We start from the raw sequence: 20,865 nt of genomic DNA, 5'->3' as shown, positions 1-20,865 counted from the left end.
GAGATCTTCTTGTCGTGCAGGAGGATGAAGGGGTCCTCCAGCTCGGCGGTCTGGCTCTGCTGGTTGTTGATGAAGTAGGGCGAGAGGTAGCCGCGGTCGAACTGCATGCCTTCGACGACGTCCAGCTCGTTGTGCAGGCTCTTGCCTTCTTCGACGGTGATGACGCCTTCCTTGCCCACCTTCTCCATGGCCTCGGCGATGATCTCGCCGATGGACTCGTCGCTGTTGGCGGAGATGGTGCCCACCTGGGCGATTTCTTTGTTGTCGGAGCAGGGCTTGGACAGGCTGGCCAGCTCGCTGACGGCGGCTTCGACGGCCTTGTCCATGCCGCGCTTGAGGTCCATGGGGTTCATGCCGGCGGCGACGGCCTTGAGGCCTTCGCGCACCATGGCCTGGGCCAGCACGGTGGCGGTGGTGGTGCCGTCGCCGGCGACATCGGAGGTCTGGGAGGCGACCTCCTTGACCATCTGCGCGCCCATGTTCTCGAACTTGTCGGACAGCTCGATCTCTTTGGCCACGGAGACGCCGTCTTTGGTCACGGTCGGGGCGCCGAAAGACTTCTCGAGCACGACGTTGCGGCCCTTGGGACCGAGGGTGACCTTTACTGCGTTGGCCAGGACGTTAACGCCGTCCATCATGCGGTTACGGGCGTCGGTGGAAAAGCGGACTTCTTTCGCGCTCATGGGTTGCTTACCTCGTTGTTCAGAGAATGGATGCTTCAGCTGCTGACGGCCGGGATCAGGACTCGATCACGCCCATGATGTCGTCTTCGCGCATGACGAGGAACTCGTCGCCGTCGAGCTTCACCTCGGTGCCGGAGTACTTGCCGAACAGCACGCGGTCGCCGACCTTGACGTCCAGCGCGCGGGTGTCGCCGCTGTCCATGAGCTTGCCGTTGCCGACGGCGATGATTTCGCCCTGGATGGGCTTCTCGGTGGCGGAGTCCGGAATGACGATGCCGCCGGCGGAGGTACGCTCTTCCTCCATACGACGGACGACGACGCGATCGTGCAGCGGACGGATGTTCATGCTTGCTTTCCCCTCAGCTTCTGGGTGGGTTAAGGATGTTGAGATGCCGGATGCCGGTGGCCCGCATGGGCCCGTCGGCGGGCACTGGAGCAGGCATCCCGGCTGTGTTAGCACTCAGCGGTAGCGGCTGCTAATAATAGGGCGCGCGCTTTGGGTGTCAAGTGCGGTTTGCCACAAGACGAGCGGGTAGCAGCGGTAGTGCGCCCTCACCTCGCCCCGGCATGCGCCAGACGCATGGCCAGCGTGCGGCGCGCCACGGGCGAGGCTCTTGGCGATGCGCCATCGGCGATGCGCATGTGTGCAACGCGCACGGCGATCGCCGTTGGAGGGGCTTGGCGGAGGCGCGACGAGGCTCAATCCTCGCGGCGCCAGTCGGCGTCGATGATGCGGGGTCGGTGGCCGCCGCCGAGGTCATCGTCATCGCGGCGGGGGCCGAGGGTGTCGACACGCACGTAGCGCAGGATCAGGGCGCGACGCAACGGTGGAATCAGCAGCAGGAAGCCTAAGATGTCGGTGAGGAAGCCCGGCAGTAACAACAGGAAGCCGGTCACCAGCAGTACGGCGCCGTCCAACAGCTCCAGGGCCGGCGCCTCTCCCCGGTCCATGGCCTGGCGCACGCGAAGCAGCACACCGAGGCCCTGCATGCGCACCAGGGCCCCGCCGATGACGGCGGTCAGCACCGACAAGGCGATGGTGGGCAGGGCGCCGATGAAAGAGCCGACCTGGATCAGGAAATACAGCTCCACCAGCGGAGCGCCAACGAAAATGAGCAGGAAAAGCCACATGGAATCGGTCTCGGGATCAGAACTGCGGTGGGCGCCGCCGAGCCATGCGGTGGGCGAGCACGCAGTGCGGCGACAGCGTCAAACCCGTAACGTCTGTCCGGAAAAGCCGATTCAAACCCCGGGGCTCGAGCCCGCGAATTCCGTTAGGCTATGCGCCCGCCGTCGCTGGCAGTTGTGGCACCGACGGCGGGCGCTGGCGCGGCCATGCGCTCATCCATCTCCAGCTGTCCCATCGCGGAGGCCGCCCGCATGTCGAACAACAACCCCGCCGATGTCCATGTGGTCTTTTGCACCTGCCCGGATGCCGCCGTCGCCGAATCCCTGGCCGGCGCAGTGGTCCAGGCGGGGCTCGCCGCCTGCGCCACCCTGCTGCCCGGCGCCGTGTCCATCTACCGCTGGCAGGGCCGGGTCGAGCGCGACAGCGAGGCATTGCTGATGATCAAGACCACGGCGGCACGACTGCCGGCGCTCACCGCGCGCCTGTGTGAGCTCCATCCCTACGACGTGCCGGAGGTGATCGCCCATCCCATCACCGCCGGCCACGACAGTTATCTCGATTGGGTTCGTCAATGCACAACTACCAACGCCTGATCGCACGCGCCCGCGGGCGCCGCAACCAATCAACGCGTCCGCTGCGCCGCCGCGGGTCGGGCCGCAGCGGCCCGATGCTTGCCTTGGTGGCGTTCTGCCAAGTGCTGGCGCTCGTCCCATCGCTGGCCCTGGGTGCCGCCGACGAGTTCCTGCAGCCGGATCAGGCCTTCCGCATTTCCGGGGAGGCGGCGGGGCCGGATGCCGTCATCGTCCGCTGGGACATCGAGCCCGGCTATTACATGTACCGCAGCAAGTTCCGCTTCGACAGCGACAGTCCCGGCATCACCCTCGGCCGCCCGGCGCTGCCGGCGGCCAAGGTCAAGCAGGACGAGTTCTTCGGTGAGGTGCAGATCTACCGGGATCGTCTCGAGGCCAGACTGCCCGTGGCACGGACCGCGGCGGCCGGCGACCTGGTGGCCATCGAAGCCAAGTCCCAAGGCTGCGCCGATGCCGGTCTGTGCTACCCGCCGCAGAAGCAGCGCATTCTGCTGGAGCTGCCGACGCTGGCGGCGGCGGACACGGCAGCCGTGGCGGCGCCGGCGCCCCCCCGCGCGGCATCCACGCCGGCGCCGGCGCCAAGTCTGGCCCAGGCGCTCACGGACGGCGGCGGCGCACAGTCGATGGGGCTCGGCATCGGCGACGACATCCTGCCGGTGGAAGAGGCTTTCCGCTTCACGGCCGACGTGGCGGCGGCGGACCGCCTCGCACTCACCTGGGATATTGCCCCCGGAACCTATCTGTACGAGGAGAAAATCGCGCTGGCCCTCGAGGACGCCGAGGGCGTGCAGATCGGTGCCTACGAGCTGCCGCCGGCGGAGGTGAAGCCGGACACGGTGCGGCCGGACGGCAGCATCGGCGATGTGGCCATCTATCAAGGCACCGTCGACCTGGCGGTGCCGCTCAGGCGCGGCGCCGCCGAGCCCACCGAGGTGACGCTGGTGGCCAAGTATCAGGGCTGCGCCGAGCGGGGCATCTGCTACCCGCCGGTGACCGAGCGCATCGCACTGGCGCTGCCGGCGGCCGCGCAGACCGTGGCGCTGGCCGACATGGAGCCGGCGGCGGTGGCCGGCGCCGGCGCGGGCGCGGCGCCCGCGCGCGTGTCGGAGCAGGATCAGATCGCCGCCCGTCTCGCCGATGCCGGCATCGTCGGCGCCATGGCCATCTTCTTCGGCCTGGGCTTGCTGCTGGCCTTCACGCCCTGCGTGTTCCCGATGATCCCGATCCTGTCCGGCATCATCGCCGGCCAGGGCGACAGCATCACCACCCGCAAGGCCTTCTTCCTGTCGTTGGCCTATGTGCTGGCCATGGCGCTGACCTATGCGGTGGTGGGCGTCATCGCCGGACTCTTCGGCGCCAATCTCCAGGCCACCTTCCAAAACGTGTGGGTGCTGGCGGCCTTCGCCGCGGTGTTCGTGCTGCTGGCGTTGTCCATGTTCGGCTTCTACGAGCTGCAACTGCCGAGCAGCTGGCAGAGCAAGCTCACGGAGATGAGCAACAAGCAGGAGGGCGGCACCCTCGCCGGCGCCGCCATCATGGGGGCGCTGTCGGCGCTCATCGTCGGCCCCTGCGTGGCGCCGCCGCTGATGGGCGCGCTCATTTTCATCGGCAAGACCGGCGATGCCGTGCTCGGCTTCTTTGCCCTGCTGGGTCTGGGCCTCGGCATGGGCGCGCCGCTGCTGGCCATCGGCACCTCCGCCGGCAAGCTCCTGCCGCGCGCCGGCATGTGGATGGACGCGGTCAAGGCCGTCTTCGGCGTGCTGCTGCTCGCGGTTGCGGTTCTGCTGCTGGAGCGGGTGCTGCCGCCGGCGGTCGCCATGCTGCTTTGGGGTCTGTTGCTGATCGCCTCCGGCGTCTACCTGGGCGCGCTCACCACCATCACCCAGGCGGCCGGCGGCTGGACCAAGCTGTGGAAGGCGCTGGGCCTGGCGCTGCTGGTCTACGGCGTACTGATGATCGTCGGCGCCGCCGCCGGTGGGCGCGACACCATCCAGCCGCTGCGCGGCATCGTCGCCGCCGGCGGCGGCCAGGCGGCGGCGCACAAGGCCTTCACGCCCATCAAGACCAGCGCCGATCTGGATCGGGAGATCGCCGCCGCCAGCGCCGCCGGCAAGCCCGTGATGCTGGACTTCTACGCCGACTGGTGTGTGTCCTGCAAGGAGATGGAGCGCTATACCTTCCCCGATCCGGACGTCATCGCCGCGCTCGATCAGTTCGTCGTGCTGCAGGCGGACGTCACCGCCAACGACGCCGCGGACAAGGCCTTGATGCAGGAGCGCTTCGGCATCCCGGGGCCGCCGGCGATGCTGTTCTTCGATGAAAGCGGCGAAGAGCTTCGCGGCTACCGCCTGGTGGGCTTCGTGCCCGCGGACGAGTTCGCGGCCCACCTCAACGAGATCGCCCAATGAATCCGGCCAAGGTGCTGGTGGTGACGGTGCTGGCCGGAACGCTCAGCATCGGCGCCGCCCTGTTCGGCGAGCGCTGGCTCGCGCAGCAGGACCTCGACCTCGGCCGCCGTGGCGACGACGGCCGCATCGCCGCGCTGCCCGAACTGCGCCTGCCCGACCTCTCGGGGCAACCGGTGGCCAGCGATACCTGGGCCGGGAAGGTGGTGGTGCTCAACTTCTGGGCCAGCTGGTGCCAACCCTGCCTGCGGGAGATGCCGATGCTCGATCAGCTGCAGCGTGGCGTCGATCCCGGCGAGCTGCAGGTGGTGGGGATCGCCATCGACGCCCGGCAAGCGGTGGAGCGCTTCCTGACCGAGCACCAGGTGAGCTACCAGATTTTGCTCGGTGACACGGCGACGGTGGCGCTCGCCCGTCGGCTCGGCAATCGCACCGGGGGCCTGCCCTTTACGGTCGTCTTCGATCCCCTCGGCCGGCGCGTCTTCAGCCAGACCGGCGAGATCACCGCAGAGCTGGTGCACACCCGCATTTTACCCCTGCTGAACCGAGAAACCGGCTGAATCAGCACGATTCCGTAGGCATCTGCATCGAAGTCCAATGCATTTGGGCTTTGTAATCCCGCGCAGTTTGCCGTAAATTGTAGGCAATAATCTGCGCACCACTTGTGCGTTCGATCGCCGCAGTTAGCGACGTATCGCCGAATTTTATGCGCTGCGCTTCCGTGTGGGGCACCGTGCGCCCAGCAGTCGTCCACACAGCCCATGGCCCAAATCCTTTGTCTCAACGGTCCGAACCTGAATCTGCTCGGCACTCGCGAGCCCGCCCAGTATGGTCGCGACACCCTGGCGGATATCGGCGCTCGCTTGTCGCAACAGGCCGAGGCCGCCGGGCATAGCTTGCGGCTGGTGCAGAGCAACGCCGAGCATGTGCTCATCGACGCGGTGCACCAGGGGGGCGCCGACGGTGTCGCCTTTGCGCTGGTCAATCCGGCGGGCTTCACGCACACCAGCGTCGCGCTGCGCGATGCCCTGCTCGCCGTCCAGCTGCCCTTTATCGAGGTGCACCTCTCGAACATCCACGCGCGCGAGCCCTTTCGGCGGCACTCGTATTTCTCGGACATCGCCGCAGGCACCATCACCGGGCTCGGCGCCGTCGGCTACGAGCTGGCGCTCAGCGCGGCACTGCGGCGACTCGGTCCCCACCCCTGCTGAGCGCGACGCTCGCACCACAGGCACCGGCGCCCGGCACCCCCGCGCCCAACACCACACCTAAGCCCTGAGGGCCGGCACAACCACATCATGGACATCCGCAAGGTCAAGAAGCTCATCGAGCTCCTCGAAGAATCCAACATCGCCGAGATCGAAATCCACGAGGGTGAAGAGTCCGTGCGCATCAGCCGCCACGGCAGCGCCCCCATGCACGCCATGATGCAGACGCCCGGCGCGGGCGCGGCCACGGCACCGGCGGCGGCGCCCACCGCCGGCGCCGCGGAGTCCGAAACAGAGCCGGAAGCGGACGAGGGCGCCATGGTGCGCTCGCCGATGGTGGGCACCTTCTATCGGGCGCCGTCACCGGGCAGCAAGGCGTTCGTCGAAGAAGGTCAGGACGTCAAGCTCGGTGACACACTCTGCATCATCGAGGCCATGAAGATCCTGAACCAGATCGAGTGCGAGAAGGCCGGTGTCGTGCGTCGTATCCTGGTGGAAAACGGTCAGCCCGTGGAGTACAACCAGCCGCTCTTCGTCATCGAATGATCGAGAAGATCCTCATCGCCAATCGCGGCGAGATCGCGCTGCGCATCCAGCGCGCCTGCCGCGAGCTCGGCATCAAGACCGTCGCCGTGCATTCCGAGGCCGACCGCGACCTCAAGCACGTGCTGCTCGCCGACGAGTCCGTCTGCATCGGTCCGGCGCCGTCGCGGGACAGCTACCTGCATATCCCCTCCATCATCAGCGCCGCGGAGGTGACGGACACCGTCGCCATCCATCCGGGCTACGGCTTCCTGTCGGAGAACGCGGACTTCGCCGAGCGCGTGGAGCGCTCGGGCTTCGTGTTCATCGGCCCCAAGCCCGAGACCATCCGCCTGATGGGCGACAAAGTCTCTGCCATCAAGGCCATGAAGCACACCGGCGTGCCCTGTGTGCCGGGTTCCGATGGGCCCATCGACGGCAGTAACAAGCACACCCTGGAACTGGCGCGGGAGATCGGCTATCCGGTCATCATCAAGGCCGCCGGCGGCGGCGGCGGTCGCGGCATGCGCGTGGTGCATTCCGACGCCACGCTGCTGAACGCCATTTCGCTGACGCAGGCGGAAGCGAGCGCCGCCTTCGGCAACGATACCGTCTACATGGAAAAGTATCTGGAGAACCCGCGTCACGTGGAGTTTCAGGTACTGGCGGACCAATACGGCAACGCCATCCATCTCGGCGAGCGCGACTGCTCCATGCAGCGCCGCCACCAAAAAGTGGTCGAAGAGGCGCCGGCTCCCGGCATTACCCAAGAGCAGCGCGCCTTCATCGGCGAGCGCTGCGCAAAGGCCTGTGAGCAGATTGGCTACCGTGGCCTCGGCACCTTCGAGTTCCTGTATCAGGATGGCGAGTTCTACTTCATCGAGATGAACACCCGCGTGCAGGTGGAGCACCCGGTCACCGAGATGATCACCGGGGTCGATCTGGTCAAAGAGCAGATCCTGGTGGCCTCCGGCCAGCGGTTGCGTTATCGCCAGGGCGACATCGACTGGCGCGGTCATGCCATCGAATGCCGGCTGAATGCGGAGCACCCGGAGACATTCCGCCCCAGCCCCGGCCGGATCAAGGAGTTCCACGGCCCGGGCGGCCCGGGCGTGCGCATCGACACCCACATCTATGCGGGCTATGTCGTGCCGCCCTATTACGATTCCATGATCGGTAAGCTCATCACCCACGGCGAGGACCGTGAGGTTGCGCTAGCGCGCATGTGTAACGCCCTGCGCGAGACCGTCATCGAGGGCATCGACACCAACATCCCGCTGCACCGGCAAATCATGAAGGATTCGGCCTTCCAGCAGGGCGGCGCGAATATTCATTACCTGGAGAAGAAGCTCGGCTTGTAGGCGACGCGGGGCCCCAGCAGCCCCGCATTCGCCGCCCCCAGAGCACCGCCACCCCAAGTCTCATCCCCAAAGCTTCGCTGCGCTGCCATGTCCTGGCTCCAACTCACCATCATCATCGCCCGCGACCACGCCGAGCAGACAGAGTCGACACTGGAAGAGGCCGGCGCCTTGTCAGTCACCCTGGACGATGCCGCCGACGAGCCCGACGATCGCCGTGCCGAGCCCATCGCCGGCGGCATCTGGGAGCCGGCGCCCGCGACCCAACCGCTGTGGCGGCGACTGCGCATCACCGCACTGTTCGCAGACGACGATGCCGGTGCGGCGGCGGCTGAGGCGGCCGCGGCGACGCTCGCCGAGGTCGCATTGTCACCACCCACCGTTGCCAATCTCGAAGATCGCCCCTGGGAGCGGGTGTGGATGGATACATTCGCGCCCACCCGCTTCGGCCAACGTTTGTGGGTCTGCCCGCGCGGAGAACGACCGCCGCAGGCGCAGGGGGCGGATTGGCAGGGCGTCGTGCTGGATCTGGATCCGGGGCTCGCGTTCGGCACCGGCCATCACCCCACCACGGCGCTCTGCCTGACCTGGCTGGACAGCCTGCGCCTGACCGGAAAACGGGTGCTGGACTACGGCTGCGGCTCGGGTATCCTCGCCATCGCGGCGCTCAAGCTCGGCGCCGCAGCGGCGCTGGCGGTGGACCACGACCCCCAGGCGCTGGATGCCACCGTCGACAACGCCATCGGCAACGGCGTGCTCGATCGCCTCACCGTCGCACGCCCGGAGCAGGTGCCGGCGACCACCGCCGACGTGGTGGTGGCCAACATCCTCGCCGGACCGCTCATGCAACTGGCACCGACGCTGGCACAGCTGGCGGCACCGGCGGCCGCGCTCGGTCTCTCCGGGCTGCTCGCACATCAGGCGACGCGGGTCGCCGATGGCTATGCGCCCTACTTCACGATGGAGCCCGCGGCGACACGAGACGACTGGGCACTGCTCACCGGACGACGGCGCTAGCATCGCAGCGCGGCGCGGCACCGCCCAATAGTTGCTGCGCCGGCAAGTACCCGGCGCTGCCGGGTGCGGCCCGGCGCCATGCTGCCCGCAGCGCCCGATGCACCGTTTTGTCGGCCGAAGACGGTCACTGCCCACCACCGCGAATCCTGCTGGCAGCGCCGAGTTTGGCTAAAATTTCGCGCTGATCCCTCTGCGCCGATGATTCATGCCACGCATGTCGACGAGTCCATCGATCCGCGCCAGTGACCGCGCCGCCGACCCCGCACGTCCGTCCGACGGGCGCGCGAGCGCCGGCGCTCGCGCGCCCGTGACGGGACTCGACATCGGCGGCATCAGACTGTCCAATCGCCTGCTGCTGGCGCCGATGGCGGGGGTCACCGACCGGCCGTTTCGCAGCCTCTGCCGGCGCCTCGGCGCCGGCATGGCGGTGTCCGAGATGCTCTCGGCGAATCCCGCACTCAGCGGCTCGCGCAAGAGCCGCGAGCGCGCCGATCACCGCGACGAGCCCGGCCCCATCGCGGTGCAGATCGCCGGCGCCAACCCGCAATGGCTGGCCGACGCCGCCCGCGCGAACGTCGATCAGGGGGCCGAGCTCATCGACATCAACCTGGGCTGCCCGGCGAAGAAGGTCTGCAGGGCCGCCGCCGGCTCGGCCCTGTTACGCGACGAGCCGTTGGTCGCACGCATCCTCGAGGCCGTGGTGGCGGCGGTGCCGGTGCCGGTGACACTCAAGACCCGAACCGGCTGGTCGCCACACACGCGCAACCTGCCGCGCATCGCCCGCATCGCCCGGGAAGCCGGCATCGCCATGCTCGCCGTCCACGGCCGCACCCGCGCCTGCGGCTACGGTGGCAGCGCCGAATTCGACAGCCTGCGGGCCCTGCGCGCCGAGGCCGGCCTGCCGGCGGAGTTCCCGCTGGTGGCCAACGGCGACATCGACAGCCCCGAGCGCGCGGCGCAGGTGCTGGCCTATACCGGCGCCGATGGGCTGATGATCGGCCGCGCCGCCCAGGGCCGCCCCTGGCTGTTTCGGGCAATCGATCATTACCTGGCCACCGGCGAGCATTTGCCACCACCGAGCAGCCACTGGATCTGCACCACGTTGATCAGCCACCTGGAGGAACTGTATCGCTTCTACGGCACCGCTCGCGGTGTACGGATCGCGCGCAAGCACATCGGCTGGTATCTGCGCGCGACAGCAACACCCGATCAGGGGAGACGACCAGTGCATAACAGCCCACGGGCCAGCGGCGGGAATGCAGCACAAGCTGCCGACGAGCATCCAGCACCGCCGGATGCACTGCACACACGCCAAATCCATCTCGACCGCATCAACCGGGTCGAGACACCAGAACAACAGACTCGCTTGGTCCGTGCCCTGTTCGAAGAGGCCGCGGATCTGGAGGACGCAGCATGACGAGCGCGACGGCAGCCAAGGTTACTCCCTTGCAAGCACAAGACACTGATTGGTCGGACCCGACCGTAATCGCCACCCGCCACGACGAGCCGCTGCGTGCATGCGTGCGCACCGCCGTGCGCACCTACCTGCACAACATGGACGGACAGGACGTGGCAGGCCTGCATCGCCTGGTCATGGACGAGGTGGAGCGTCCCCTGATCGAAACCGTGCTGGAGGCGGCGGGCAACAACCAGTCCGTGGCCGCACGCATGCTGAGCATCAGCCGCAGTACTTTGCGCAAAAAGCTCGCCGCCTATGCGACGGCGGACACCGGCGCAGAGCCCTGACACCACCGCCGGTGCCCGGGTGAGCATCGCCGCGGTGGCAGCGCCCGGGGCGTGGCACGCCGCGGCGCCCTGCGCGACCCGGCCGGCGATGGCATAATCGCCAGCGGAGCGCCGCGCCGAGCAGGTCGTCGCGCCGCTTGGCATGCGCGCCGGCCCGTGCGCTGCGCGTTGCATTGCGTCCCTTGCACGCCGCCCCCTGCTGTGCGCTCAGCCTTCGCGAGACCTTCCATGCAAGCTATCCGCCGCGCCCTCATCAGCGTCTCCGACAAGACCGGTCTGGCCGACTTTGCCCGCGCCCTCGCCGAGCGGGGCGTGGAGATCCTCTCCACGGGGGGCACCTCGAAACTGCTCACCGACGCGGACGTACCGGTGATGGAGGTCTCGGATCACACGGGCTTTCCAGAGATCATGGGCGGGCGGGTGAAGACGCTGCATCCGCGCATCCACGGCGGCATCCTCGGCCGGCGCGGTCTCGATGACGGCGTCATGCACGAGAACGAGATCAAGCCCATCGACCTGGTGGTGGTGAACCTCTACCCCTTCGAGGCCACCGTGGCCAGGCCCGGCTGCGACCTCGCCACCGCCATCGAGCACATCGACATCGGTGGCCCGGCCATGCTGCGGGCGGCGGCCAAGAACCACGCCGCCGTCGCGGTGGTGGTGGACGCCGCCGACTACGGCCGGGTGCTCGCCGAGATGGCAGACCACGGCGGCGCCGTCAGCGATGCGACCCGCTTCGACCTCGCCGTGAAGGCCTTCGAGCACACCGCCGCCTATGACGCCGCCATCGCCAATTACCTGGGCGCCGTCATCGAGCATCCGCAGGCACAACCGCCAACGGCGCAGACCGCCCTGCCGCGCACCTTCCACCTGCAGTTCAGCAAGCGCCAGGCCATGCGCTACGGCGAGAACCCACACCAGCGCGCGGCCTTCTATGTGGCCCGGGATGTGCCACCGGCGTCCGTCGCCGGTGCGCAGCAGTTGCAAGGCAAGGCGCTCAGCTACAACAACATCGCCGACACCGATGCGGCGCTGGAGTGTGTGAAGCAGTTCGCCGACGCGCCCGCCTGCGTCATCGTCAAGCACGCCAATCCCTGCGGCGTCGCCTATGGCGAGACCCTGCAGCACGCCTACGAGCGCGCCTTCGCCACCGATCCGGAATCCGCCTTCGGCGGCATCATCGCCGTCAATGCCGAGCTGGACGCGGCGACGGCGCAAGCCATCGTCGAGCGCCAGTTCGTCGAGGTCATCATCGCGCCCACGGTCTCGGCCGAGGCGGCGGCCTTGGTGGCCGCGAAGAAGAACGTACGCCTGCTCGCCTGCGGCGCCTGGGATGGCGCCCCGGCCCCCCACCTGGACTACAAGCGCGTCCTCGGCGGGCTCTTGGTGCAGGACGCCGATCTGGCGCTCACCGGCGAGCTGCGGGTGGTCTCCCGCCGCGCCCCGTCCGAGCAGGAAATGCGCGACCTGCTGTTCGGCTGGCGTGTGGCCAAATTCGTCAAGTCCAACGCCATCGTCTACGCCCGCGGGCAGCAGACCATCGGCGTCGGCGCCGGCCAGATGAGCCGCGTCAACTCCGCGCGCATCGCCAGCATCAAGGCGGAGCAGGCGGGGCTTGCCGTGCAGGACGCGGTGATGGCCTCCGACGCCTTCTTCCCATTCCGCGATGGCATCGACCAAGCCGCCGCCAACGGCATCGCCGCCGTCATCCAGCCGGGCGGCTCCATGCGCGACGAAGAGGTCATCGCCGCCGCCGACGCGCACGACATGGCCATGGTCTTCACCGGTATGCGGCATTTTCGCCACTGAGCAAGGGACGGCTATGCCCATCCACCCGACCGCCATCATCGAGCCCGGCGCCGACGTGCATGCCAGCGTGTCGGTGGGCCCGTACTCGATCATCGAGTCGGGCGCGGTGTTGGGCGCAGGCTGCGTGGTGGAGAGTTGCGCCCGTATCTACGGCCAGGCCCGGCTCGGGGGCAACAACCGCATTTGTCATGGCGTCACCCTGGGCACACAGCCACAGGATCTGGGCTATTCGCCGGACCGGGCCAAGCCGCTCACCATCGGTGACGACAACCAGTTCCGCGAGGGCGTCAACGTCAGCCACGGCATCAAGCACGCCGCTGGCACCCGCATCGGCAGCCGTAATCTGTTCATGGCCTACAGCCATGTGGGACACGATTGCAGCGTCGGCGACGACAATATCTTCGCCAACACCGCCACCCTCGCCGGCCACGTGGAGCTTGCGCATCATGTCTTCGTCTCCGGGCAGGTGGCGGTGCATCAGTTCTGCCGCATCGGCGCCTATGCCATGCTCGGGGGTGTCAGCGGCGTGTCACAGGATGTACCGCCTTATCTCATCGCCAATGGCCAGCGCGCACGCCTCATCGGTCTGAACGCGGTGGGACTCAAGCGCAACGGCTTCGATCAGGCCCGCCGCGCCCACATCAAGGCGGTCTACAAACGGGTGCTGCGCTCGGGCGCGCCGCTGGCCCAAGCCCTGACGCGCGCCGAACAGGAGTTGCCCGGGCCCGACACCGACGCCATCGTCGCCTTCTGCCGTACCTCCGAGCGCGGCATCATGGGCTTCGCCTGAGCCAACGGCACCATAACCCCGAGCAACACGAACCGACATCGCAGACAGGAACCGCAGATGGCAGCAGACGAGCCCTATCGCATCGAAGTGAGCGCAGTCAGCAACTATATCGCCGAGCAATCGGACCCCGCCGACAACCGCTTCGTCTTCGCCTACACCATCACCATCCGTAACACCGGCAGTATCCCCGCCAAGCTGCTGAACCGGCATTGGATCGTCACCGATGCCGACGGCAAGCAGCAGGAAGTGCGTGGCGCCGGCGTCGTCGGAGAACAGCCGCTTCTGCAACCCGGTGAGGCCTTCCGTTATACCAGCGGCACGCAGATCGCCACCCCGGTGGGGAGCATGCATGGCACTTACGACATGCTCGCCGACGATGGCACCCGCTTCGATGCACAGATCCCCGCCTTCTCCCTGGGAGACCGCGGGCGCCTGCATTGATCCGTAGCCTGTCTTCGCCTCGCCCCAGACACCCGCTCGCAGCGACACCATGGCCACCTACGCCGTCGGCGACATCCAGGGCTGCTACGACGAATTCCGGCGGCTACTGGACCACATCGAATTCGACCCCGCCCACGACAAGCTCTGGTCCGTCGGCGACCTGGTGAACCGTGGCCCCGGCTCGCTGGCCGTGCTGCGCTGGTTCAAGGCGCTGGGCGATCGCGCCGTGGTGGTGCTCGGCAACCACGATCTGCACCTGCTGGCACTCGCCGCCGGCAATCGGCGCCTGATCAACAAGCACACCATGGACGATGTGCTGACGGCGCCGGACCGCGACGAGCTACTGCATTGGCTGCGCCACCGGCCGCTGCTGCACCACAGCGATCACAAACGCTTCGCCATGGTCCACGCCGGCCTGCCGCCGCAGTGGGATCTGGCGCAGGCGCGGGCCTGTGCGCAGGAGTTGGAAGTCGCGCTGCGCGGCCCCGGCCATGTCGACTTCCTGCAGGCCATGTACGGCGACCAGCCCGATCAGTGGTCGAACGACCTGCGTGGCATGGAGCGCCTGCGCTTCATCACCAACGGCCTGACACGCCTGCGTTACTGCACCGCCGACGGTCGTCTGCTGCTGCACGAGAAGGCCCTGCCCGGCAACCAGCCGGACGCCGCCCTGCCCTGGTACAAGGTGCCGGGGCGTGCGAGCCGCGAGACCCGTATCCTGTTCGGCCACTGGTCCACCCTGGGCTATATCGCCGAGCACAATGTCTGGGCCCTCGACACCGGCTGCGTCTGGGGCGGCAGCCTGACCGCGGTGCGCGTGCGGCGCAAGAGGCCCATCAAGGTTTACGACCTCGACTGCGTTGGCCACCAGACCCCCGGCTGACTGACATCCATTCATCCGCTCAAGCAGTCTTTTGCCCATCGCGCCCCCGGCTGGCCTTGAGCGCCGGGCTCTTCGCGTCGCGGCTGATTGCCTATGCGCCTGCGATAACCCTCGATAACCGCGCACTGCCAACGATGACCGCCCTATCGATCGCGACTGCAAACGCCCCTGACCATACGCCAAGACTCCTCCGTCCGCCCCTGTCTGCAACGCGGGCGCACCCCCTCGACAAAGGGGATCATTGCTCGACTCCGTTGCTGAATGGGCCAGCATCCGTAGAGCAACTCAGCGCCCCAGTCGTGCGCCGCTTAGGAGCAGATTCAGCCCGCCCGCGTTCCGTGCTCCGGCATCGCTGCCTGCCGGGCCCAGTCATGCGAGTCCGACGACCACGGCCAGGAGACGGTCCAACTCGATCATTTGCTCTGGAGATAGCCGGCCAATCTTCGCACCGATTTTTGCGCTCGGAAGGGTGAGCAACCGATTGGGCTGAACTTGGGATGGTTTCTGCAACCCGTTTTCGGGGTCGGGCTTCAGCGTCAAGCGTAGGAGCGGTGCATCCACCAGATGGCCGGTGACGAGCGCCACGATCGTCGACTGCGCAACCTCATTGAGGAGGTCTGCCTGGATGACGACGGCCGGCCGGGGTTTGCCGTAATCGACCGGCGCCGCGACGGTGACAATATCTCCGCGGCGCATCAATCGCGCCAGTCGGCCGCGGCCTCGATGAAATCGAGGGTCTCGCGGTCATCGGCGTCTGCTTCGACCCGTGCAAGCTGTCGCCTGAGCTCATCGCAGAATCCCGGCTGCCGGGTGTCAGGCACCCAGAGAACGACGGGACGCAGGCCGCTCGCCGCGCGTTGCGCACGGTCGGCTGGATGCATCGGTGCTGGGTTCTGGGTCATTCGCGTCTCGTCGATCAGTGTAGCGTGACGCGTACAGTTTAATCTTAAAATCATCGGCTCGCGAACAGCGGGCGCCCCTTGCTAAGAAGACTCGCCGTCGCGGTCGTGGACTCGCACAGCCCCACATCTCGCGGCTGCGCCCGCCGCGGGGTTCCGAGCACTCTGGGCCACCGAAACCGCCTAGCCCATCTTTGACATTTTCCGGCGCGGATTTTCGGTAAGTCATGGGTCGAAGCCAGCGCACGGTGCTCAACCTCGGGCGCCATTTCGAGGTGCCGCAGGCGCAATGGCCGGCGTTGGCGCAGCGCATCGAGGCCTTGGTCGGCGGGCAGACGGAACTGTTTGTGGCGGACCTGGAACTACGCGGGGTTGAGGTGAAGACCAGGTCACCGGCGCAAGTCGCCGAGCAGTTCACCGACTACCGTGGCCCGCAACTGCATCGGGCGCCGTGTCGGACGAGTGGTTTCACAGCGGGTTATTCGCCCAGCAGCAAATCCTTCGCCGCGTTGATCTGTGCCGCCAGATAGTCGCTGCCACCGCGATCCGGATGCAGGCGCTGCATGAGCCGGCGGTGGGCGGCGCGGACGGCGTCGGTGCTGGCCCCGGGCTCCAAGCCGAGAATGGACCAGGCGTCGTCTTTGGTCATGCCGCGGGCTGCGGCCTGGCCCGTCGTGCCGCCCCCCTGCCCCGCGGCGCCGGCGGCGGCGTCCTCGCGCCAGTCCGGGTGCTCCCGGTCCAGGTAGGCGGTCAGCACCGCCGCCGAGCGGGCATCGCGCTCCTGATAGAGCTCCAGCATGCGCAGCAGCTGCGCCAATGTGAGCGCCGAGAGCTGCTGGCCGGCGAAGGGGCCCTCCAGCACTTCGCCGTCCATGGCGCCGCTGGCGTGCGCCAGGGAGACGTCGAGATAGCGGGTGCGGATGGACGACTGCCCACCGCCACCGGACGGATCGCCACCGGCCTGGCCGCCGCCACCCAGGCCGCCGCCCACGGGCCCGGGCCCCACCAGGCCCAAAGACTGCAGCATGCGGTGGAGTGCCGGCAGCGCCTGCAACAGGTGCAGCGCCCGAAACACCACCGGCACCGCCGCCGCCAGGGCGGCGAACAGGGGATTCAGCCGCCCGCTCAGCACCGCCAGCAGCAGCAGGCCGACGGCCACCCAGATGAGTGACTTGCGCAGGACAGCGGCCACCTGCTGCGGCGGCGTGCGGCGAAACCAATGCAAGAACCACCATAGCGCCACGCCGATGGCCAACAGGACGATCAGGCGACCCATTCTCGCCCCCCGTGAGCGCGTGCGAGCGGCATGGCGGTCATCGCTTCTCCAATTGGTGGGTGAGTTGCAGCACGGCGCCGCCGCGGCGCCGGCCGAAGTCCGTGAGCGCCTTGCGCCCGCCGGCGGCGAACACGGCAACCGCACTCAGCAGGTCTTTCAGCGCCTGCGGGCTGCGGTGGTCGAAGGGGCACCAGGCGCCGCCCGAGAGCCGGGCGATGTCCTTGAGCACCCGCTCGGCCTGGGGCTCGCGCCCCTCCTGGAAGACGAACACCGGCACGCCGAGCAGCCCCAGCTCGCCGGCGGCACCGGCGAGGCGGTCATGATCTTCTTCCACACAGTCGCCGACGAACACCAACGCATTGACGGACTTGCGGCCGGCCTCGGCTTTGGCATGCGCCAGCACGCGGGCGATCTGCGTCAGTCCGGCATTGCAGCGCACGCGCGTCATGCGCGGCAACAGCGCATCGGCGCTGGCGCACCAGGGCGAGGCGTGGAATTCCCGGAAGCCGCCGTAGTGGCACAACTGGACTTCCAGGCCGCCCAGGTCGCGGGTCTCGTGGAACATGGCCACCTGGATGTCCGCCGCCCGGTCCCAGGTGGGCTCGCGGCTCGCGGTGGCATCCATGGCGAAGATGAGCCGCCCGCGCGGGCCCGCCCTAGCCCGCGGCGGAGTCCGGGCTACCTGTTGCAGAAAGGCGTCGATCTCGCCGTCGGAGGACGGACGTTCGAGGTCTTTACGGGATCTTGTCATGAGTGCTGCGGGTTGAGCGTTGCAATGGCGGCGGATCAGTCGGCGCCGGGGCCATCAAGCGTGGGCACGTCGACACGATTGGACCCCGTTGATGATCGCAGGTGCCGCGATGTCGGATCGCCGCCGGCGCATCAGCGCAGATCCCCGGGGCGGTCGATGTCGCGTAATATGCCCGCATCGGCGACTGGTATGGTGACGATGCGGTCTGCCTGCGCCCGTAGCAATCCGCGGGCGCCCTGATCACCGCGCAAGTCGAGGAGCGCCTCGCGAAAGCCCGCCGCGAAGCCCACGGGATGCCCGCGGCGGCCGCCGAAGCTGGGCGCCGCGATGGCACAGCCCGCCGCCAGTGCGTCGGCGACGGCGCTGATGCTCGCCGGCTGCACGAACGGCATGTCCGCCAGCGCGATAAGCCAGCCGTCGGCATCGGTGCTGGCGCGCACCCCGCAGGCCAGGCTATGGCCCATGCCGAGGTGGGCATCCGCACAGGGCACCAGCGCGATACCGAGCCGTGCCAGCGCCGGCGCAACACCGGTCTCGGCGGCGCGCACCACGGCGTTGACCTCACAGCCCGCCGCCAATAGATTGCGTGCGGTGGCGACGGCCACCGGCGTACCGTCGGCGAGCGGCGCAGACAGCTTATCGGTGCCGAAGCGCCGGCCAGCGCCGGCGGCGAGCAACAGCGCACAGAGATGCATACAGCCTCGTCAGCGATTCCAGCATGCCGCGTGCCAGCGTCGGCTCGACATGACGGATCTCGCGAGTCGACAATAGCGCGCCGTTGGACCGGGGCAGCCGGGCGTCGCGGCGTCCATGCGGCCGGCAATCCACGCAGGCGACACATGCCATAGTCGTCATCCCTCGCGAACGACCGCCCAAGCCTATGACCATCAGCGACGACCTCGAACGCCTGCAGCGGCTCAAAGAAACCGGCGTCCTCAGCGACGACGAGTTCCAGCAAGCCAAACAGCGGGCTCTGGCCGGCGAATCGCCGTCGGCATCCACCGGCTCACTGCTTGCGGGGAGCGTCGAGGCGCGAACCCGCGAATGGGCCCTGCTGCTACACCTCTCGCAGCTGCTGGGCCTCGTGCTGCCGCTGGCGGGCTTCCTCGCGCCGCTGCTGATCTGGCAACTCAAAAAAGCGGAGCTACCGGCGATCGATGCCCACGGCAAGGTCGTCATGAACTGGATCCTGTCAGCGTTGATCTACCTCTTGGGAGCGTCCCTGCTGGTGCTGGTCTTCGTTGGCATTCCGCTGCTGCTGGCCCTCGTGGTGGTGGCGGTGGTGTTTCCGATCATCGGCGCCATCAAGGCCAACGCCGGCGAGCTTTGGCGCTATCCGCTCAGCATCGCATTCCTGAAATGACAGCGCGAGGAAGCGACGCCCGGCCCCGCCACTTGCGCCGTCTCGAGGCCCGCGGACGCGCGCCACGGGGAACGGCGGTGGCGGCGTATGTGCGCGCTTGCGCCCCGGCATCAAGGGGCGGTGCGGGGGGCCGCGAAGCTTTCCGCTCCAACTGCGCGGTCGGGCCGATGGCCGGCGCGGTTACAATCGCCCAATGCCACGCATGTCTGCAGACAGATGAGCCGCGACCGGTCTGCACCCGCGGCGCGCCCGGGCGACTGCCGGCGCACCGACCGAACACCCTCCATCGTCACCCTGCGACCGCAATCATTGCACTGAGGACCCGTTATGCTACTCAAGCTCGTTCGCGAAGGGCTCGGACGCACCATCGCCTTTATCGACCACATCACCCGTCCCAAGCCCATGCAGCGCACGCCCGAGGCGCAGCAAGAGGTTGAGCAGGCCCTGCACGGCCTGGCGCTGTATCAATACTTCGCCTGCCCCTTCTGCATCAAGACCCGACGCGTCCTGCACCGGCTCAACCTGCCGGTGGAGTTGCGAGACGCCCAGCACGACCCGGTGCATCGCAGCACGCTCGAGCGCGAAGGCGGGCGCATCCAGGTGCCCTGCCTGCGCATCGATTCGGCCGAGGGCACCCAGTGGCTGTTCGAATCCGACGAGATCATCCGCTACCTGGAGGGCCGCTTCGGCGCAACGGCACCCGCGCAACAGGCCGGCTGACGCACGCCGCCATGGCGCAGCGCTCCGGGCGCTCAGGCCAGTGCCTCTGGCCGCTGCTCCTCGCCGGCCTGCTCGCAGCCGCCGGCGCCGCCGCAGCGCAGGCCCCGCCGTAGCCCGATGGCGCATCGCCGGTGCCCGCCATCCCCTGGGCTCAGGCTATCGACAGCCTGGATCGGGTGGCGTTGCGCCGCCAGATCTCGCGCGCCGGGGGACGGATCAACCAGCGTGGGGATTTCGGTCACGCCCGCCGGCGGCATTGGCATGGGCCCCGTCGCCTGCACCTTGCAGCAGGGCCCCGACCCGCGGATGCCCCTGACTGGCCGCGTGCCAGGCGGCGCCATGCCCTTGCAGGTCCGGTAATGTCGCATCGGCGCCATGCGCCAGCAGGACCTGCACCGTCTCGGCATGGCCGCGGTGGGCCGACCAGATGAGCGGCGTGTAGCCTTCGGTCTGCTCCTGGATGTCGATCATCGCGCCATGTGCCAGCAGCAGTTCCACCACCGCAACATGGTTGTTGGAGGCGGCCAGCAACAGGGCCGTATAGCCGCCCTGGTCGGTGGCATCGACCACGGCACCGGCATCCAGGAGCCGCTCGGCGACTTGCCGGTGACCGTTGACGGCGGCCTTCATCAGCGGCGTCCAGTCGCAGCTGTCGCGCACGTTGGCATCGGCGCGGCGCTCGAGCAGGGCGTCCAGCGCGGAGATGTCGCCCCGCTCGGCGATCTGCAACAGGCTCGACGCCGGCGGCCGCTCGGGCGCGTCGTCGTCACCGCCCACCAGCAGCAATGGCGGCAGCGCCAGCAGCAAGGGCAATAGCCAGACAATCTTCGACATGGGTCAAATGGCAATGGGATGCGTTTGCATGGGAATGCCTGCATGATGCGCGCTCGGCGCGCCCGTGCCAATGCGAATCCGCAAGCAATAACAGCTCGATCAATGACTTCAAGATGATGTCGTCGGCGCAGCGCCCGGGGCGCGTGGCCTGAACTCTACACTAATGACAGCATGCAACGGCGTGCCGCCGGCGGCGCGTGCCGCCGGTCGCTTGCATCCATCCAACAGAAGGAGCATCGCGTGAGTCTCGTCGGAAGTCTGATCGCCATCTCGTTACTGCTGCTCGCGGCCCTCGGCATCGCCGGTGCGCTGCTGATGGGCCGCTCCAGCCGCAACGCCAACGCCGATGACCCGCGCCGGCACGACGACTGAGCCCAGCGCCACCTTAGGGTGTGCGCATGGGGGTCGGTCCATCGCCGCCGGTAATGGTCTCCGCCGGGG

General features: G+C 68.1%; 26 protein-coding genes. 17 read left to right on the top strand and 9 right to left on the bottom strand.

The features are described from left to right. The 3 genes from groEL to QZ588_RS10930 form a co-directional block, all read right to left on the bottom strand. Positions 1 to 683, bottom strand: a 683-nt coding sequence (gene groEL / locus QZ588_RS10940) for a chaperonin GroEL (RefSeq protein ID WP_295542616.1), incomplete at its 3' end; no start/stop codon positions are given. Positions 684 to 738: 55 nt separating this feature from the next. Next, entirely contained in the window at positions 739 to 1,029 is a 291-nt protein-coding gene (gene groES / locus QZ588_RS10935) for a co-chaperone GroES (RefSeq protein WP_295542614.1), read from the bottom strand. Positions 1,030 to 1,382: 353 nt separating this feature from the next. Further along, positions 1,383 to 1,814: an FxsA family protein gene (locus QZ588_RS10930; protein WP_295542613.1), complete on the bottom strand. Its 432-nt coding sequence runs from the start codon at positions 1,812 to 1,814 to the stop codon at positions 1,383 to 1,385. Positions 1,815 to 2,063: 249 nt separating this feature from the next. On the opposite strand from QZ588_RS10930, the gene cutA reads away from it, so the two are divergent. The 13 genes from cutA to QZ588_RS10865 all read left to right on the top strand — a co-directional run bounded on the left by cutA (position 2,064) and on the right by QZ588_RS10865 (position 14,581). Further along, positions 2,064 to 2,405, top strand: a complete 342-nt coding sequence (cutA, locus tag QZ588_RS10925) for a divalent-cation tolerance protein CutA (RefSeq protein ID WP_295542612.1) — start codon at positions 2,064 to 2,066, stop codon at positions 2,403 to 2,405. A gap of 74 nt (positions 2,406 to 2,479) precedes the next feature. Next, complete coding sequence (gene dsbD, locus QZ588_RS10920) at positions 2,480 to 4,810, top strand: protein-disulfide reductase DsbD (RefSeq protein WP_295542610.1); 2,331 nt, start codon at positions 2,480 to 2,482, stop codon at positions 4,808 to 4,810. Next, the gene (locus QZ588_RS10915; RefSeq protein ID WP_295542608.1) at positions 4,807 to 5,367 is read left to right on the top strand and encodes a TlpA disulfide reductase family protein; all 561 of its coding nucleotides are present in this window, start codon (positions 4,807 to 4,809) and stop codon (positions 5,365 to 5,367) included. Before dsbD ends, QZ588_RS10915 begins: the two co-directional genes overlap by 4 nt. A 201-nt stretch (positions 5,368 to 5,568) precedes the next feature. Continuing rightward, the gene (gene aroQ, locus QZ588_RS10910) at positions 5,569 to 6,018 is read left to right on the top strand and encodes a type II 3-dehydroquinate dehydratase (RefSeq protein ID WP_295542606.1); all 450 of its coding nucleotides are present in this window, start codon (positions 5,569 to 5,571) and stop codon (positions 6,016 to 6,018) included. Positions 6,019 to 6,105: 87 nt separating this feature from the next. Next, complete coding sequence (accB, locus tag QZ588_RS10905; RefSeq protein WP_295542605.1) at positions 6,106 to 6,561, top strand: acetyl-CoA carboxylase biotin carboxyl carrier protein; 456 nt, start codon at positions 6,106 to 6,108, stop codon at positions 6,559 to 6,561. Beyond that, positions 6,558 to 7,898 (top strand): acetyl-CoA carboxylase biotin carboxylase subunit, encoded by a 1,341-nt coding sequence (gene accC / locus QZ588_RS10900; RefSeq protein WP_295542604.1) that lies wholly within the window; start codon positions 6,558 to 6,560, stop codon positions 7,896 to 7,898. Before accB ends, accC begins: the two co-directional genes overlap by 4 nt. An 87-nt stretch (positions 7,899 to 7,985) precedes the next feature. After that, the gene (gene prmA, locus QZ588_RS10895) at positions 7,986 to 8,912 is read left to right on the top strand and encodes a 50S ribosomal protein L11 methyltransferase (RefSeq protein WP_295542602.1); all 927 of its coding nucleotides are present in this window, start codon (positions 7,986 to 7,988) and stop codon (positions 8,910 to 8,912) included. A gap of 214 nt (positions 8,913 to 9,126) precedes the next feature. Further along, positions 9,127 to 10,329, top strand: a complete 1,203-nt coding sequence (dusB, locus tag QZ588_RS10890; protein ID WP_295542599.1) for a tRNA dihydrouridine synthase DusB — start codon at positions 9,127 to 9,129, stop codon at positions 10,327 to 10,329. A 29-nt stretch (positions 10,330 to 10,358) separates the two neighbouring features. Next, positions 10,359 to 10,658, top strand: a complete 300-nt coding sequence (locus tag QZ588_RS10885; protein WP_295542597.1) for a helix-turn-helix domain-containing protein — start codon at positions 10,359 to 10,361, stop codon at positions 10,656 to 10,658. 228 nt (positions 10,659 to 10,886) lie between these two features. Then, positions 10,887 to 12,467: a bifunctional phosphoribosylaminoimidazolecarboxamide formyltransferase/IMP cyclohydrolase gene (gene purH / locus QZ588_RS10880; protein ID WP_295542595.1), complete on the top strand. Its 1,581-nt coding sequence runs from the start codon at positions 10,887 to 10,889 to the stop codon at positions 12,465 to 12,467. Between the two features lie 13 nt (positions 12,468 to 12,480). Beyond that, positions 12,481 to 13,257, top strand: coding sequence for an acyl-ACP--UDP-N-acetylglucosamine O-acyltransferase (gene lpxA / locus QZ588_RS10875; protein ID WP_295542593.1), 777 nt, complete (start codon positions 12,481 to 12,483; stop codon positions 13,255 to 13,257). A 57-nt stretch (positions 13,258 to 13,314) separates the two neighbouring features. Further along, positions 13,315 to 13,698 carry a Co2+/Mg2+ efflux protein ApaG gene (gene apaG, locus QZ588_RS10870; RefSeq protein WP_295542591.1) on the top strand — a complete coding sequence of 128 codons (384 nt, stop codon included), beginning with the start codon at positions 13,315 to 13,317 and terminating at the stop codon, positions 13,696 to 13,698. Between the two features lie 49 nt (positions 13,699 to 13,747). Beyond that, complete coding sequence (locus tag QZ588_RS10865; RefSeq protein WP_295542589.1) at positions 13,748 to 14,581, top strand: symmetrical bis(5'-nucleosyl)-tetraphosphatase; 834 nt, start codon at positions 13,748 to 13,750, stop codon at positions 14,579 to 14,581. Between the two features lie 369 nt (positions 14,582 to 14,950). Here the strand turns inward: QZ588_RS10865 and QZ588_RS10860 are convergent, their stop codons facing one another. Then, entirely contained in the window at positions 14,951 to 15,277 is a 327-nt protein-coding gene (locus QZ588_RS10860) for a type II toxin-antitoxin system PemK/MazF family toxin (protein WP_295542587.1), read from the bottom strand. Further along, positions 15,277 to 15,483, bottom strand: coding sequence for an antitoxin MazE family protein (locus QZ588_RS10855; protein ID WP_295542585.1), 207 nt, complete (start codon positions 15,481 to 15,483; stop codon positions 15,277 to 15,279). Before QZ588_RS10855 ends, QZ588_RS10860 begins: the two co-directional genes overlap by 1 nt. 224 nt (positions 15,484 to 15,707) lie before the next feature. Between QZ588_RS10855 and QZ588_RS10850 the strand changes: the two genes are divergently transcribed. Then, positions 15,708 to 16,010: a hypothetical protein gene (locus QZ588_RS10850; protein ID WP_295542583.1), complete on the top strand. Its 303-nt coding sequence runs from the start codon at positions 15,708 to 15,710 to the stop codon at positions 16,008 to 16,010. Here the strand turns inward: QZ588_RS10850 and QZ588_RS10845 are convergent. The 3 genes from QZ588_RS10845 to QZ588_RS10835 all read right to left on the bottom strand — a co-directional run bounded on the left by QZ588_RS10845 (position 15,959) and on the right by QZ588_RS10835 (position 18,202). Then, a complete protein-coding gene (locus tag QZ588_RS10845; protein ID WP_295542582.1) occupies positions 15,959 to 16,756 on the bottom strand; it encodes a molecular chaperone DnaJ in 798 nt (265 codons plus the stop codon). The two genes, QZ588_RS10850 and QZ588_RS10845, sit on opposite strands and share 52 nt — an antisense overlap. Positions 16,757 to 16,793: 37 nt before the next feature. Next, positions 16,794 to 17,507, bottom strand: coding sequence for a VWA domain-containing protein (locus QZ588_RS10840; protein ID WP_295542580.1), 714 nt, complete (start codon positions 17,505 to 17,507; stop codon positions 16,794 to 16,796). 131 nt (positions 17,508 to 17,638) lie between these two features. After that, the gene (locus QZ588_RS10835; protein ID WP_295542578.1) at positions 17,639 to 18,202 is read right to left on the bottom strand and encodes a nucleotidyltransferase family protein; all 564 of its coding nucleotides are present in this window, start codon (positions 18,200 to 18,202) and stop codon (positions 17,639 to 17,641) included. A gap of 185 nt (positions 18,203 to 18,387) precedes the next feature. Between QZ588_RS10835 and QZ588_RS10830 the strand changes: the two genes are divergently transcribed. Together QZ588_RS10830 and QZ588_RS10825 are read left to right on the top strand one after the other, a co-directional pair. Beyond that, positions 18,388 to 18,870: a DUF4870 domain-containing protein gene (locus QZ588_RS10830; RefSeq protein ID WP_295542576.1), complete on the top strand. Its 483-nt coding sequence runs from the start codon at positions 18,388 to 18,390 to the stop codon at positions 18,868 to 18,870. A gap of 327 nt (positions 18,871 to 19,197) precedes the next feature. Beyond that, positions 19,198 to 19,590, top strand: coding sequence for a glutathione S-transferase N-terminal domain-containing protein (locus QZ588_RS10825; protein ID WP_295542574.1), 393 nt, complete (start codon positions 19,198 to 19,200; stop codon positions 19,588 to 19,590). A gap of 216 nt (positions 19,591 to 19,806) precedes the next feature. On the opposite strand, the gene QZ588_RS10820 is transcribed toward QZ588_RS10825, so the two are convergent. Continuing rightward, complete coding sequence (locus tag QZ588_RS10820; RefSeq protein ID WP_295542572.1) at positions 19,807 to 20,424, bottom strand: ankyrin repeat domain-containing protein; 618 nt, start codon at positions 20,422 to 20,424, stop codon at positions 19,807 to 19,809. 240 nt (positions 20,425 to 20,664) lie between these two features. On the opposite strand from QZ588_RS10820, the gene QZ588_RS10815 reads away from it, so the two are divergent. After that, positions 20,665 to 20,796, top strand: a complete 132-nt coding sequence (locus tag QZ588_RS10815; RefSeq protein ID WP_295542571.1) for a hypothetical protein — start codon at positions 20,665 to 20,667, stop codon at positions 20,794 to 20,796. Positions 20,797 to 20,865: the final 69 nt, after the last annotated feature.

The organism is uncultured Thiohalocapsa sp., assembly GCF_913062725.1.
Classification (GTDB): domain Bacteria; phylum Pseudomonadota; class Gammaproteobacteria; order Chromatiales; family Chromatiaceae; genus Thiohalocapsa.
The sequence above is the reverse complement of the archived record's forward strand: the minus strand, read 5'-3'. Positions and strand labels throughout refer to the sequence as shown.

Excerpts from the sequence above, each read along its gene's own strand:
- QZ588_RS10835 (WP_295542578.1), bottom strand. The coding sequence starts at position 18,202 with ATGCATCTCTGTGCGCTGTTGCTCGCCGCCGGCGCTGGCCGGCGCTTC.
- aroQ (WP_295542606.1), top strand. The coding sequence starts at position 5,569 with ATGGCCCAAATCCTTTGTCTCAACGGTCCGAACCTGAATCTGCTCGGC.
- apaG (WP_295542591.1), top strand. The coding sequence starts at position 13,315 with ATGGCAGCAGACGAGCCCTATCGCATCGAAGTGAGCGCAGTCAGCAAC.
- QZ588_RS10850 (WP_295542583.1), top strand. The coding sequence starts at position 15,708 with ATGGGTCGAAGCCAGCGCACGGTGCTCAACCTCGGGCGCCATTTCGAG.
- accC (WP_295542604.1), top strand. The coding sequence starts at position 6,558 with ATGATCGAGAAGATCCTCATCGCCAATCGCGGCGAGATCGCGCTGCGC.
- QZ588_RS10855 (WP_295542585.1), bottom strand. The coding sequence starts at position 15,483 with ATGACCCAGAACCCAGCACCGATGCATCCAGCCGACCGTGCGCAACGC.
- QZ588_RS10845 (WP_295542582.1), bottom strand. The coding sequence starts at position 16,756 with ATGGGTCGCCTGATCGTCCTGTTGGCCATCGGCGTGGCGCTATGGTGG.
- QZ588_RS10840 (WP_295542580.1), bottom strand. The coding sequence starts at position 17,507 with ATGACAAGATCCCGTAAAGACCTCGAACGTCCGTCCTCCGACGGCGAG.
- QZ588_RS10830 (WP_295542576.1), top strand. The coding sequence starts at position 18,388 with ATGACCATCAGCGACGACCTCGAACGCCTGCAGCGGCTCAAAGAAACC.
- purH (WP_295542595.1), top strand. The coding sequence starts at position 10,887 with ATGCAAGCTATCCGCCGCGCCCTCATCAGCGTCTCCGACAAGACCGGT.
- dsbD (WP_295542610.1), top strand. The coding sequence starts at position 2,480 with ATGCTTGCCTTGGTGGCGTTCTGCCAAGTGCTGGCGCTCGTCCCATCG.
- prmA (WP_295542602.1), top strand. The coding sequence starts at position 7,986 with ATGTCCTGGCTCCAACTCACCATCATCATCGCCCGCGACCACGCCGAG.
- QZ588_RS10820 (WP_295542572.1), bottom strand. The coding sequence starts at position 20,424 with ATGTCGAAGATTGTCTGGCTATTGCCCTTGCTGCTGGCGCTGCCGCCA.
- groES (WP_295542614.1), bottom strand. The coding sequence starts at position 1,029 with ATGAACATCCGTCCGCTGCACGATCGCGTCGTCGTCCGTCGTATGGAG.
- QZ588_RS10865 (WP_295542589.1), top strand. The coding sequence starts at position 13,748 with ATGGCCACCTACGCCGTCGGCGACATCCAGGGCTGCTACGACGAATTC.
- accB (WP_295542605.1), top strand. The coding sequence starts at position 6,106 with ATGGACATCCGCAAGGTCAAGAAGCTCATCGAGCTCCTCGAAGAATCC.
- dusB (WP_295542599.1), top strand. The coding sequence starts at position 9,127 with ATGTCGACGAGTCCATCGATCCGCGCCAGTGACCGCGCCGCCGACCCC.
- QZ588_RS10915 (WP_295542608.1), top strand. The coding sequence starts at position 4,807 with ATGAATCCGGCCAAGGTGCTGGTGGTGACGGTGCTGGCCGGAACGCTC.
- QZ588_RS10860 (WP_295542587.1), bottom strand. The coding sequence starts at position 15,277 with ATGCGCCGCGGAGATATTGTCACCGTCGCGGCGCCGGTCGATTACGGC.
- QZ588_RS10930 (WP_295542613.1), bottom strand. The coding sequence starts at position 1,814 with ATGTGGCTTTTCCTGCTCATTTTCGTTGGCGCTCCGCTGGTGGAGCTG.
- QZ588_RS10825 (WP_295542574.1), top strand. The coding sequence starts at position 19,198 with ATGCTACTCAAGCTCGTTCGCGAAGGGCTCGGACGCACCATCGCCTTT.
- cutA (WP_295542612.1), top strand. The coding sequence starts at position 2,064 with ATGTCGAACAACAACCCCGCCGATGTCCATGTGGTCTTTTGCACCTGC.
- lpxA (WP_295542593.1), top strand. The coding sequence starts at position 12,481 with ATGCCCATCCACCCGACCGCCATCATCGAGCCCGGCGCCGACGTGCAT.